12 protein-coding genes and 1 pseudogene are annotated in these 13,289 nt (G+C 52.8%); 8 read left to right on the top strand and 5 right to left on the bottom strand.

The genetic code is table 11. The annotated features are described in order from the left end of the window. Window positions 1-142 precede the first annotated feature (142 nt). From R5H23_RS02915 to R5H23_RS02890, 6 genes are all read left to right on the top strand, one after another. Complete coding sequence (locus tag R5H23_RS02915; protein ID WP_317214280.1) at window positions 143-1,666, top strand: sodium:solute symporter; 1,524 nt, start codon at window positions 143-145, stop codon at window positions 1,664-1,666. A 5-nt stretch (window positions 1,667-1,671) separates the two neighbouring features. Beyond that, a complete protein-coding gene (locus R5H23_RS02910; protein ID WP_317214279.1) occupies window positions 1,672-2,589 on the top strand; it encodes an N-acetylmuramic acid 6-phosphate etherase in 918 nt (305 codons plus the stop codon). A 14-nt stretch (window positions 2,590-2,603) separates the two neighbouring features. Then, entirely contained in the window at window positions 2,604-3,359 is a 756-nt protein-coding gene (locus R5H23_RS02905; RefSeq protein WP_211503188.1) for a GntR family transcriptional regulator, read from the top strand. Between the two features lie 30 nt (window positions 3,360-3,389). After that, complete coding sequence (locus R5H23_RS02900) at window positions 3,390-4,586, top strand: serine hydrolase domain-containing protein (protein WP_317214278.1); 1,197 nt, start codon at window positions 3,390-3,392, stop codon at window positions 4,584-4,586. 56 nt (window positions 4,587-4,642) lie between these two features. Next, window positions 4,643-5,599, top strand: coding sequence for a BadF/BadG/BcrA/BcrD ATPase family protein (locus R5H23_RS02895; RefSeq protein ID WP_317214277.1), 957 nt, complete (start codon window positions 4,643-4,645; stop codon window positions 5,597-5,599). 125 nt (window positions 5,600-5,724) lie between these two features. Then, window positions 5,725-6,930 carry an MFS transporter gene (locus tag R5H23_RS02890; RefSeq protein ID WP_317214276.1) on the top strand — a complete coding sequence of 402 codons (1,206 nt, stop codon included), beginning with the start codon at window positions 5,725-5,727 and terminating at the stop codon, window positions 6,928-6,930. Window positions 6,931-6,965: 35 nt separating this feature from the next. Here R5H23_RS02890 and R5H23_RS02885 read toward each other — a convergent pair whose 3' ends face one another. From R5H23_RS02885 to R5H23_RS02865, 5 genes are all read right to left on the bottom strand, one after another. Next, entirely contained in the window at window positions 6,966-7,577 is a 612-nt protein-coding gene (locus R5H23_RS02885; RefSeq protein ID WP_317214275.1) for an NAD(P)H-dependent oxidoreductase, read from the bottom strand. 51 nt (window positions 7,578-7,628) lie between these two features. After that, complete coding sequence (locus tag R5H23_RS02880; RefSeq protein ID WP_211512394.1) at window positions 7,629-8,048, bottom strand: SRPBCC family protein; 420 nt, start codon at window positions 8,046-8,048, stop codon at window positions 7,629-7,631. A 272-nt stretch (window positions 8,049-8,320) separates the two neighbouring features. After that, complete coding sequence (locus tag R5H23_RS02875) at window positions 8,321-9,409, bottom strand: HupE/UreJ family protein (RefSeq protein ID WP_317214274.1); 1,089 nt, start codon at window positions 9,407-9,409, stop codon at window positions 8,321-8,323. A gap of 123 nt (window positions 9,410-9,532) precedes the next feature. Next, complete coding sequence (locus tag R5H23_RS02870) at window positions 9,533-11,491, bottom strand: adenine deaminase C-terminal domain-containing protein (RefSeq protein WP_317214273.1); 1,959 nt, start codon at window positions 11,489-11,491, stop codon at window positions 9,533-9,535. A 120-nt stretch (window positions 11,492-11,611) separates the two neighbouring features. After that, window positions 11,612-12,379 carry a class I SAM-dependent methyltransferase gene (locus tag R5H23_RS02865; RefSeq protein ID WP_317214272.1) on the bottom strand — a complete coding sequence of 256 codons (768 nt, stop codon included), beginning with the start codon at window positions 12,377-12,379 and terminating at the stop codon, window positions 11,612-11,614. A 190-nt stretch (window positions 12,380-12,569) separates the two neighbouring features. Between R5H23_RS02865 and R5H23_RS17105 the strand changes: the two are divergent. Together R5H23_RS17105 and R5H23_RS02855 are read left to right on the top strand one after the other, a co-directional pair. After that, window positions 12,570-12,710: pseudogene (locus R5H23_RS17105) on the top strand (AraC family ligand binding domain-containing protein); the annotation flags it as partial. Window positions 12,711-12,713: 3 nt separating this feature from the next. After that, complete coding sequence (locus R5H23_RS02855) at window positions 12,714-13,283, top strand: helix-turn-helix transcriptional regulator (protein WP_317214271.1); 570 nt, start codon at window positions 12,714-12,716, stop codon at window positions 13,281-13,283. The last annotated feature ends 6 nt before the right edge of the window (window positions 13,284-13,289 follow it).

The raw sequence follows: 13,289 nt of genomic DNA, 5'->3' as shown, positions 1-13,289 counted from the left end.
CATGAGCAATTTCAAACAGAGATCTAAAGTAGAGCTTGAATGCGTGTTTCCATATCTGAGGCGAAGGGCAGGAGCGAGTTATCAGGTATTTTTTTGGTATTATTAAGGTTCTATGGCAGTTGAGGTTTACGAGGAAACATTCATGCAGTTTGCCGACATTGCTGTAATCTGTGCGTATTTCATTGCACTGCCTGTGCTGGCGATCACGCTTTCACGTCGAAAGAAGTCATCAGGAGATTTCCTCTCAGCCGCTCATGACCTGCCGTGGTGGGCGATCTGCCTGTCTTTGGTCGCTACCGAGACCTCGACCCTGACATTCATCAGCATTCCGGGAGTAAGTTATGGAAGCGGTATGGTATTTCTGGGGCTCGCGGCGGGATATTTTATTGGCCGTTTAATCGTGACCATATGGTTTTTACCGCTGTATGCACAAGGGCGCATGACGAGTGCATACCAGTATCTGGGCCATCGCTTCGGTCCTGGATTGCAGCGAGCCGCGTCAGCCGCATTCCTGATAACGCGACTGCTTGCGGAAGGCGTTCGTTTATCGGCAGGGCTTATCCCAATCATGTGGATGCTTGATCATGAAGGGATCAGCATAAACCGCGCCTTAGTCATGGGCATCATTATGGTATTTACACTGACTTATACGATGATGGGTGGTCTTCGCGCGGTCGTGTGGTCTGATACTATTCAGCTGTGCATTTATCTTTTTGGCGCAGTCATCTGTGCTGTACTGCTGAATAACGAGATCTCTCCTGAAGGTTGGTCCAGTGCCTGGAGATCAGGGCATCTGGCACCTTTCCATTATATGACTATGGGCAATCTGGTGTCTGATCCCTTTACGCTGTTAGCTGCGTTAGTCGGAGGGGCTATTCTCTCAGTTGCCTCTCATGGAACTGACCAACTCATGGTTCAGCGCCTTTTGGCTGCACGCAGCTTGAGCGATGCACGCTTTGCACTGATGGGAAGTGCTTTTGTTATCGCGTTTTTGTTTGGGATCCTGTCCCTAATCGGAGTGCAGCTCTGGATACGCAACGGGGGCACCTCTCTCACATCTCTGGGGCTGCACTCTCCCGACGACCTTTTCCCGACTTTTATTGTTTCAGGACTACCGGCAGGCTTGGGCGGATTGCTCCTGGCAGGTGTATTAAGCGCAACGATGGGCTCGCTATCATCTACACTGAACGCAATGGCAAGTGCCGTTTTAACGGATTTTGGCCCTTTACCTGCACGTGCCCTTCAGACGTGCCAAACACGCTTAAATTTGAGGCAGGGTAAGCTGTTCGCACCTCGGGTCCTAACGTTGGTGTGCAGCCTTGCCCTTGTCTTGACTGCGCTGTGGTTCACAGGAAGCCGCCAATCAGCGGTTATTCTGGGCTTAACAGTCGCCGGATGGTCTTATGGGCCAACACTAGGCACCTTTCTGTTTGGAATGCTGTATCCATCAGCACGCTTGAAAGATGCTTTAACGGGATTTTCTGTTTCTCTGGCAGGCATGGCCGTCATGATGGGGGCATTACAGTATTATAGCTGGCACGTGGCTTTTCCCTGGTTAGTGCCGTTAGGAATTACCCTGATGGTCATATCGGGATCTATTTCAATGATGTTCACAAGGGGCGGGCTCCAACACTTTCCGTCCGCTCCCGACACTTCAAAGGACTGACAATCATGGCCATCAGCCTTTCAAAGGTTTCTTCTGGCACGGAATCTCAGGACCCCCGTTATGTGGACCTTGACCTTTGGCCGGCCAGTTCCATTCTGGACGCACTGGCGGAAGCCCAGATGTCTGCAACAGCAGTTGTTAAAACATCCGTCCCGCAAATTGCGAAGATCGTTGCTGCGGCGCTTCCTCGGCTACAGGCAGGAGGACGCCTTTTTTATGTGGGTGCTGGTACGTCTGGGCGTGTTGGGCTTCAGGACGGTGTAGAACTCACACCTACGTTTGGGTGGGAGCCTGAGCGTCTGGTCCTCATGCTGGCCGGAGGTACCAAAGCGCTTTTCGAAGCTGTGGAAGGAGCGGAAGACCGCGAGGACACGGCGCGTGCCGAGATATTGTCTCATACTCCAGGGCCGAATGATGTTGTCCTAGGGATCGCAGCAAGCGGTGCGACACCTTATACGTGTGCCGCGATTGCAGCTGCCAGAGAAATGGGCTCGCTGACTGTCGGCATAAGCTCCAATCCATCTGGTCGACTTCTCAGGGAGGCAGAAATAGGTCTCAGTATCGTCACGGGCCCTGAAGTTATTGCCGGATCAACGCGTTTGAAGGCAGGAACGGCACAAAAAGCGGCTCTAAATCTTCTGTCCACTACGCTCATGATTCAGATGGGTCATTGCTATCGGGGGCAGATGGTAGACATGCGCGTCGTCAATGCAAAACTGGAAAGACGTGCAGCACAGATGGTACACTTATTAGCCGGCGGAACTTCAGCGGAAATCGCTGATGCACTTGCAGTGAGCGGTCAAAACGTCAAGCGGGCCGTGCTCGTTCGGTCTGGCATGACAATTGACGACGCCGAAAGTGCTCTTGTTGCCCATGAAGGCAATTTGCGCGCTGTTCTTATGTCCCGCCAAGAACACGAGTAATTTTCATGCACGTGATGAGTTCGCAAAAGCTGTTCGCTGCACTGACGCCTGATCCCGCAGACCGCAAGCCTCTCTACTTGCAACTTGCTGAGCAATTAAGGGAATTGATTGAGAGTGGAGCCCTTAAGGGTGGCGATGCTGTTCCCCCGGAGCGGGAAATTGCAGAGTTCACCGGTGTTTCACGAGTGACAGTCCGCAAATCGTTAGAGCAGTTGGTAAATGCGGGACTTCTAACTCAACGCCCGGGTGCTGGAACCTTTGTCACCCGACGCATCCAGCAGCCGCTGTCTGCTTTGATGGGCTTTTCCGAAGATATGCGGGCGAGGGGCTATGAACCCGGCTCAATCTGGCTAGGCAAGCGCATGGCAGGGGCCAGCCCGGACGAAGCAATGGCAATGGGTATGGCCCCGGGCGCACCCGTGCTTCGCCTCAAGCGGATCAGAACCGCAGATGGGGAACCTCTGGCCATCGAGACTGCCGTTATTTCTCGCAGGGATCTGGCATCTCCCGAGTTGGTCAAAGATTCATTTTATGAGGCGTTGAAAGAGCGAGGCCTGTTGCCAGTCAGAGCGCTTCAGCGCATTCGTGCCCGAATGGCGACTACTCAAGAGGCGGAGCTCCTCCACCTTGTGCAGCCAAGTGCCATTCTTGAAATTGAACGAAGATCTTTTTTGGCAGATGGACGAATACTTGAGGTGACATTCTCATGCTATCGCGCCGATCTCTATGACTTTGTCGTAGAACTCCGAACATCAGCAGAGCGTGGCTAACCCTGTGGTCCATCAGGAGATAAAAGCAGGATGAAAAGTCCCAATCCTTCATCGTCCAAACGTAACTTGGCTGTTACAAGTCGGCGCACTTTTCTGACGGGCACCGCAACATTGGTCTGTGGCGGTCTGTCTGCTTGTGCTCAATCTTCAGACGACAGGTTCTTGCGGGTAGATACCTTAGCGCAGCGAGCAGTCCGGAAAGGTGAGGTACCGGGGATTGTTCTTGCAGTCGGGCATCAGGGGCAGATTGTACATCGTTACGTTTGCGGCAACCGAGCATTGGTTCCGGATCGAGAAACGATGACCTGGGATACGCGCTTTGATATGGCGTCTTTGACAAAGCCTACCATGACAGCGTTGTCTATCATGCAACTTGTCGAACGGGGCCAAGCGGGCCTGGACGAACCTGTCAGCCGTTATTTACCCACCTTTGCCGCGAATGGGAAAGCGCCTGTCACGATACGCCTGCTCCTGACGCACTATTCCGGCTTACCACCGGACCTGTCTTTGGACGATGCGTGGTATGGTAAAGCCGAAGCCGTTCGTCGTGCGATGACTTCTTCGCTGGCCAATCCCCCAGCCGAAAAATTTGTTTACAGTGATATCAACTTCATCACGCTGGGACTTGTGGTCGAGAAAGTCAGCGGGCTTTCTCTGAACACATACGTTCAAAAAGAAATTCTGGGTCCTTTGAGGATGACGGAATCCGGCTATTTTCCTGATCCATCACTCAGAAAGCTCGTCGCTCCAACACAATATGACGAACACGGCATGATGCTTCGTGGCGTGGTGCATGACCCGACTGCGCGCCGTATGGGCGGAGTGGCCGGGCACGCAGGTCTCTTCTCAGACGCTCATGACATGTGCCTGTACGCACAAGCATTGCTGGATCGGATTGCGGGCAGGCCGAGTGCATTTCCACTCCGGCGGGAAACTCTGCAACAGATGATCTCGCCACAACAACCACAAGGAAAAACAGAACTTCGTGGCTTTGGATGGGATATTGCGACGCATTACTCCTCGCCCAGAGGCAGCTCTTTCTCTGACACTTCCTTCGGCCACACAGGTTTCACTGGAACGTCGCTTTGGATCGACCCGGCCAGTGATTCATACGTCTTAGTCTTAACCAACAGGGTCCATCCGAATGGGAGCGGGAATGTCTCTCAACTTCGATACGATATTGCCACGGAAGCCGCGCATGCACTCGGTCTCTACAACAGGGCCTAAAGCACACGATGAGCGCTCAAACGACTGTTGCACGACATGTCTGATTGGATTGATCCGTGACCTGTTCCAGCATCGCGGCAATAGATGGCGGAGGCACCAAAACATTGCTTGTCGTTCTCAACCGAGACGGCACTCTAGGCCCTGTTATAAGAGCTCCTGGCTCCAACCCATTCGATCAAGTCGACTGGCAGTCCATCCTGATATCCTTGATGTCCCGTCTTCCCTCAACCACGAAAACCCTCTCTCTTGGGCTCGCGGGCTACGGGGAGATGCGGCCATCCGGCCGAAAACAGAAAGACGTCGTAGCGGCAAATTTCCCGCATATTTTCAATATTACCAATGACGTGGATATTGCCTGTACCGGAGCCTTTGCCGGGCATGGCGGCGTCCTTCTGCTGGCAGGAACAGGCTCTGTCGCATGGGTCGTCAATGGCAAAGGAGAACAAGATCGCGTTGGCGGATGGGGAAGCCTGTTTGGCGATGAAGGCAGTGCGTTCTGGATTGGCCGACAGGCGCTGTCATTACTGGCGAGGCTGTTAGATGGCCGCAATCAGAAAGATCGGACATTCCTCGAACCGTTTGCTGACGTTCTCGGGTTATCTTCTAACGCGCATCCTTATGATGCGGGGCTAATGGAATGGTACAGCCGCCTCGAAAATCCTCGTGCATCAGTGGCATCGCTGGCAAAAACGGTTTCAGATCTGGCTGAGCAGGGCATTGTTCCAGCTCAGCGTATAATGGTTGAAGCCGCAACTCTCCTGGGAGCTCACATCACTGCTGCGAGACGCAAATTTCCCGATACATCTCTCCCTTGGAGCTATGCTGGGGGAGCTCTCCAAAGTCGTCTCCTGCGAGAGACACTAGCCGCTCATCACGGTGCTTCCCTGGTGCCCCGTCTGCCACCGGTAGGCGGAGCTTTGCTCAACGCCGCTCAAATGGCCAGATGGAATCCCGATGAACGCTGGATCTGTAAAACAGCTGAAACCTTACGGTTAGCGGGCATTAGCTCGTGAAACGAAAACAGAGGCCGTGACGAGTGAGCTATGAGTATGCGGTCTCTCAGCACAATATGGCAAAATCCTGTGATTTAAGGAGCCTGTCGCCATGCTGCTGAGGGGCATGGTAAGGAACGAGTATCATGAGCAACCAAACTCCTACGACCGTCTCCAGCCACGCTGATCGCCCTGACAGCGCTAACACGCTCTCCGCATTTCTGACGCTCAGCATGGCTGTAGCTGCCGGCGTTGCCGTTGCGAACATCTATTATAATCAGCCTATGCTTGGCATCATGAAGCGTGACCTGCCAGGTTCGACCACAAATTTGATTCCAACCGGCACTCAACTTGGTTATGCCGCGGGACTGTTTCTTCTTGTTCCTGTCGGGGATCTTCTGGAGCGCAAACGGCTGATTGTTCTTCAGTTTGTTCTGCTCGCGCTTGCTCTTGCCGCTGCGGCAATTGCACCCAACGCAGCCCTCCTGCTTGTCGCGTCCGTCGCGGTTGGTGCACTCGCAACTGTTGCACAGCTTATTGTCCCTTTTGCCGCGCATCTTTCGTCTCCGGAAAGACGCGGCCACACTGTCGGCATTGTTATGGCAGGGCTCCTGTGCGGCATTCTTCTAAGTCGGACCTTGGCCGGTGTCGTCGCTACATATGCCGGGTGGCGCGAGATGTTCTGGCTCGGCGCTCCGATCGCGCTGGGCACAGGTGCCTTATTGGCGTGGGTTCTTCCCACCAGTAAGCCGAACTCGAAGATGCATTATGGGCAATTACTTGCGTCCCTTGCAGGCCTTTGGAAAGAGTTTCCACAGTTACGCCTCGCAGCAGTCACTCAAAGTCTCCTGTTTGGAGCCTTCAGCGTCTTCTGGACGATCCTCGCCCTTCACCTGCAAGAGCCCAAGTTTGGATTAGGGGCGGGCGCAGCAGGCCTGTTTGGCATTGTCGGAGCCGTTGGTATCCTTGCGGCCCCGATTGCCGGGAAAATTGCCGATCAACACGGCCCTCATAAAATGATTATTCTTGGGGCCATGTTGACACTTCTGTCATGGGGCATTTTCGGTCTCTGGAATTCGCTTCCAGGTCTGGTCGCTGGGGTGATCGTTCTGGATTTTGCAATTCAGGGCGCGCTCGTGTCGCATCAGCATGTCGTTTATGCCCTGCGGCCTGAAGCGCGAGCACGCCTGAATACCATTTTTATGGGAACAATGTTTCTTGGCGGAGCTCTTGGCTCCGCCGCGACGATGATGGTTTGGCCCACATTCGGCTGGACTGGAATTGTCCTTCTTGGTGCGGGACTGGCACTTTCGGCTACTTTGCTCCAACTGCGCAATTGGAACAATTCATAAGACCGGGCACATCATCAGAGCAAAACTGTTTTCTCTCATGTATCCAGAGTGGCTTCGGGAAGCACAAATCCCAAGACTTTTGAAAGGTGTTCACGGTAGCGCCGTATGACGTTATCGACGGCAGGGACTTTGATGACGTCCGTTGCCAGATACGTAGAGAGAGAACTCATTCCCAGAAACTGGTTTGCCTTGTGAAAAGGAAAGTAAACAGCATCGACCCCTTTACCTTCAAAGAACTGGGCCGGATCTTCAAAAGCTTCTTCCGGTGCATTCCACGTTAAGGAGAGCATATAATGCTTTCCTTGAATCAGGCCGCCTGAACCATATTTCTGATTGGGATTGGAGCGGCTTCGTCCGTCGCTGGCATACAGGGAGCCATGACCAGCCGTGAAAACTTCATCGACATACTTCTTGACGATCCACGGCGCGCCCATCCACCAGCCTGGCATTTGATAAATAATCAGATCTGCCCAGAGAAAGTTCTCGACCTCGCTCTGCACATCATAGCCTGCATCAATTTTGGTCTGACGAGTATCGAACCCGGCGCTTTTTAGAGTTTCGTAAGCAACCTCATGGAGCGTGTCATTGAGACGGCCCTGAGAGTGGCCGAATGCTTTCGAACCATTCAGAAGAAGAATATTTTTCATCAAAGTTATCCTGAAAACCTGAATACTATGGAAATTTACTGGAAACGGACCTTAAGTCGCCTGTTCCAGAAGTGTCTTTGCGTGATTTAGGGCGGATGCATAAGCAGAGCGATAACGCGTTTCTGCTTCTGAGCTGCTTATTCCAACCGGGCTAAACTGGCTCCCCCAACTTATACAACAACGTTCAGGGGAAAGGGATGTAACTGTGACCTTCCCAAGGTAGTCTTCAACCGGGTCCGGCCCCTCGATATAGGCATAAGTGTAAGTGCGTTTGCGCTGATCGAAACTGACCAAGCGCTCTACAATCACAGACCCATCTTTGGCCGTCAGTCGTCGAACGCGACCTCCGTCTTCTAGGAAGCTCCTGATAATCATTGGGATCCAGAGTGGAAGATTATCGAAGCCGCCTAATAGGCTCCACGCCTTATCGGCACTCACCGCCACATCTACATCGCTGCTTGCTTCAATCATCTTTTGATCTCTACAGCTCGCCGGTCGGGAGAAACCATGCCGTTCATAAGATAGAGCATGAGACCTCGCTTCGGCTCGGTTACGTCAGATGTGGAGTATGCAGTCCTCAATCTTGTGCGATAATAGCCTGTCTCTGCATATGAATTATGAACAGAATTCACAGACGAAATCTAACCGTGAAAGTTCAGCTTCCTTGTGATGCTAGGCCTTGATCATCCGCCATACCCAGGTCTCTTCATCGAAAAGACTAGCCCAAAGTGAATGGCTGATCCTCAGGCTAACAAATGATAAGCTAAAATTCGTTGAATAGCCCAGAATAGGCCAATTGCTGCGATGAGAAGCGACGCAGGGATCGCAATTCGTCTTCTGAACCACGGACGGTTTTTGAAAACGCCTACGGCCAGTGTTGCGAGGAGAATGATAAATAGCTGTCCCGCATCAACGCCAAAGTTGAAGCCTATGAGAGCCGCAATGAAGTCACGATGAGGGAAGGGCACTTCACTCAGGCTGCTGGCAAACCCAAAGCCGTGAATCAGCCCGAAAGCAAAAACAACCATCAGGCGTATTCGTCCCAGTTTTGGACTAAAGACATTTTCCAGACCTATGAACGAAATCGACAGCGCGATTGCTGGCTCTACAAAACGGCTTGGAAGATCAAAAATTCCATAGGTTGAGAGAAACAATGTGGTGGCATGGGCAATTGTGAAGACCGTTGTTTGGGACAGCAGCTTGCGCCAGCTAATTCCAAGAAAGAAAAGGCCTAAGACAAAGAGAATATGATCTGTCCCCTCCGGGACGATATGCTTGAACCCAAACTTCAGATAAACCGGAAGCTGTTGCCACCATGACAACGTATCCGGATCAAAACTTCCGGGCTGATCGACATGACCAGTTGGAAGCTTTCCCCGATAGTCAAACGTAACACTCTCATGCTGCCCGGCATCGAGCCAGCGCGTTTGGGTAAAATGGCGTTCAGGAAGCTGAACCGTATAAGCGACCGGGTAATCAATCTGAGCCCCCAGTGGAATACGCAGTTGTAACGGGCCGTTATTGGCAGGAAGCGGTATCTCGAACTGGAAATGAGCAGGTTTGTCTGCTGCCAGATCCATATATTCATCCCGGCTCTTGCTAGAAAAACTGTAGGTCACAAGAGTGGCGTGAAGGGGAGAATGACCCGAGAAAAGCGGTAGGGCCTTAGTGATTTCCTGGGCGATAGATCTGACTTCAGCCTCATGTTGTGAGCCGCGCCCAGTCGCCAGCACATAATATCTGGCAGGGTCACCCATAAGAACTGTCAGATCCATATCGATCATGACCGTCGCCGTGTCGGGCCGATCCAGCGAGACCAGGACTCTCGTCATGGATTCCGGATCGGCAAACGCAGGAAAACTAATCAGAAATAAAAAAGCAAAAACAATAACTTGAATGGATTTTCTTACATTTTCACTAACGCAAAAGATGTTCTGGGAAACAGCCTTCATACCTTACCAGACCGTCGGCATCGTCTGCCCCGTCTGGAGAAGAACTAGCCCGCTTGGATTGCCTGGGTATGGAACGACCAGGCGCCATGTGAAAGGACTGCATGTGATCATCGAAATCAGAAGTCTCCGCGGATAACCGGGCGCTCCGATCCATTCGAGCCCGTCAGCTTTAGCATAGACATTTTCCATGCTCGCAGCGGCATCCTGCACGGGACGACTGGTCATTAGACCTGCGATCTCCAACTTCATTTCGGCAAGAACCTTACCGTGGCTGACCATCACGATCCCACCTTTGAGCTCGGCGATACGATTGACCGCGAGCGCCATTGCCTCGTCGCTGGTTCCCATGACTGTGATATTGTGGAGATCGTGGGAGACGGACGTAGCGATGGCACTATCGGGCGTTTTAGGGCCATTGCCCGTCCAGAACATCTTGCCCAGCCGAGCCTGTCCCATGTACCGATCTACTGTTGCAACTTTGATGATATCACGTGCGATATCACGTTGAACGACCCCGTTCACAACAGAGAGCGTTGCAGTTTTCTGAACGGGGTCAGTGTAAAACGGGGCCTGAATAGCAGCCGTAACCTGGGTCGGTTTTCCCTTGGGTGCCAGGATTTCAAAATCTTTTGCCGTCAGTTTTCTACCGATGTGGATCGTATCGGATGCCCATGTCGGCCATGTAATTTTGGGCACTGGGAGCAAGTATTTCCCATCCTGGGCCGCCAGCTTTCCGTTCGCAAAAACATACTTGATCTTCACGTCCGGCACAGAAGATAGCAGGACAACGTCCGCATACCGACCCGGTGTAATAGACCCGACAATCTGATCCATATGACCATGCTGGGCCGGATAAAGGCTACCCATTGCGTATGACGCCTCAATGGGCGCACCCATCTTGATTGCAAGACGGATGTGATAATCCATGGTTCCTTGCTTCAGCGTATCCGCGACATTCCTGTCGTCTGTTACAAGCGCAATATTATTCCAGTTTTTCAGCCCTTTACGCACAAAATAGGGGACGGCCCGCTCAATATTGTCATCACGGAGCTGCAAGAAGAGGCCATGCTGTAATTTGTTCCATGCTTCTTCAGGTAGCCGGGTTTCATGGTCGCTGGAGAGGCCCGCTCCGGCAAATGCATTAATCGTGTCCATGTCCCATAATCCTGCCCCGTGCCCGTCGACGACACCTCGATTATCGAATGTGGCCTGAATGTTTTCCCAGATCCGTTGGTGACCAGGATGAGAAGGGTTGGAAACAGCAGGCCAGTCCATCACTTCGTCCAGTCCCTGGACGCGTGGATTATCGCGAATGTTTTCAGAGATTTCCCTGTAAGCATAGTTTCCCCCACCTTGCTCAAAGGCAGAAGGCGGGGTGGCCGACCCGAGGGCAGGGAAAATTTTCAGCGGACTGCCAAGGTGTTCTGCTGTCAGCCAGAATTCAACGTTATGCGTACCACTGACATTCGCAAACTCATGAGAGCCTTCCGTGGTCCAGGTATTTCCCAGTGGGATGACAAGGGCCGCTTCCCACTCGGGCGAGAGCATTGAACTCTCAATATGCTTATGAGATTCCCCAAAACCGGGGACAGCCGGGAGCCCCTTGGCATCAAAGGTTGAAAGCGCCTGACCTTTCCACGCCCCAACAGGTCCTACCCAAGCAATCCGTTGCCCTGCAATGACGATGTCCTGTCCATCCTCCCAACTCAAAGTGTAGACATTCAGAACCTTTGCATTTTGGATCAGAAGGTCAGCTGGGGCATGACCCAAGGCGACCGCGACCAACAACTGACGTGTTTTAACTTCATCACTGAAGGCAACGGGGTGCGCCACACGACTTGCTGTGGGAACCGGAGAAGCTGCCGTTTCACCAGCAACGGCATATGATGATGTCAGAGAGATACATGACAGCGAACAGGCCAGCGTCTTTGCTGAAAAATTCGAGAACTTTCGGAAAGACAACGGAAAAAACATCTCTTAGACATCCGGCAGCAGAAAACGGTGCCGAATTCTAGCGTGGACCGTACCGGCATCATAATGTTTTTTCCGGATATTGGGGCAACTGATAGCCACCCCGTTCGCCTAGCAATTTTTGCGCCACACTACGATTGAGATCGGAAAGTAGAAATGAATGCCGTCCTCAGCGTTCCATGCCCCCATGCCTAATCGATCCTGCCCGCTGGCGATATCCTCCACGAACATTTCTTTCAGAGCAGACCAGTCTTCGGGGGCAACCTGATCCTGCAAGCGGGATTCAAGGCGATACTGCTGTGTTGCCAAGGGGAACAAGCCTGCATCCGTGCCCAGCCGCAGTAACTGCTGCAAGGTGAGGGCACTTGTGTGAGAGGGGTCACGCAGGGTCTCAGCAAGGTCATAGTGTGCCTGACAGTCAGGGGTTGGCGTTGCGTCAACGACAATGATCCGCCCATCCGGCCGACACACACGCACCATTTCAGCCAGGATTTCAGCCGGCTCCTGCATATGATGAAAGCTGTAACGTGTCACAACACGATCGAAGCTATCCGCTTCAAAAGGGAGATGCTGCGCGTTACCAATCTGATACTTCACGCTCACACCGGCCTTGCGTGCTCGCAGACGGGCCTGTTCGATCATGGCAGGGGTAAGATCAACTCCTGTGACGTCGGCGCCTGTCAGGGCGAGTTCGCAGGCAACAATGCCTGGCCCACATGCCACGTCCAGTGCCTTCATGCCTTTGGTGACAGAACAGGCGGAAACGGTCTGTGCCATGCTTTCGGCGTCTGCATGGATGGGCAATTCCGCAAACGGTTTTGCCCATCGTGTGAATTGATCAACAATCCGGGTTTCGTGGGATGCGGGAGAACGGGACATCTTTATTCCTTTCCGAATGGGTTCAGGATAAAGACTGGATGACTGGCCGGCTAACGCTGCCCGGCCATAAAATAGCGGGAACCGGCCAATTCAAAATCTGACTGCCAATCAAACACAGAGCATCCTGATTGAGAACCGGATCGATACCTCGGGTGGTGTTGGTTTCGGGTTTCGCAATCCGTCAACAGCTGTGTTCTATGACTGGCACGAGCATCCACGGCATCAAATCACATACGCCAGACGCGGCACAACGCAGATTGAAGGGCCGGAAGGGCGGCATCTTCTGCCAGCGTCTCATGCCATATGGATACCCGCAGGAACGCGACATCGCACCATGATCCGTAATCTGGATGGTGTCTCGGTCTACTTTGATCCCGCGCATTTTTCTGCAGAAACGTTGGAACGCATTCAAACCTTCCCGGTGACGGCCGTCATAAAGGAGATGTTGTTTCACACGCTTCGCTGGTCAGATAAATCAGGGGAGAAGATGCCTGTCGAGCAAACGTTTTTTCAGGCTCTGTTTCTGCTGTGTCAGGAACAGATGAAGCAGAAAGCAGCTGAGACGTTCACTCTACCGCGCGTCACCCATCCATCGCTGGCGCGCACTATGGATAGTGCTCTTGCCGATCCAGGCCATGCCAGCCTGACGCAGGCATTGCATCAAGCCGGCATGTCTGAGCGCAGTTTCCGTCGTCATTTTCTCAATGAAACCGGAATGACGTGGCAGGCGTGGATTACGCAGGCTCGCCTTTTCCACGCTGCGACCCTGCTGGCCGAAGGTCAGCGAGTGACTGATGTGAGTGCAGAGGTGGGCTACGCATCACTCAGCGCCTTCGCAAAAGCGTTCACACACCTTCTGGGTCAATCACCTGTACGTTTTCGAAAGTCGCAGGAGAGCAATTAGGACTCA

The sequence above is a fragment of the Gluconobacter sp. GP1 genome (assembly GCF_032913585.1).
Classification (GTDB): domain Bacteria; phylum Pseudomonadota; class Alphaproteobacteria; order Acetobacterales; family Acetobacteraceae; genus Gluconobacter; species Gluconobacter cerinus.
Note: the sequence above shows the minus strand (reverse complement) of the source record. Positions and strands in the feature narration are given on the sequence as shown.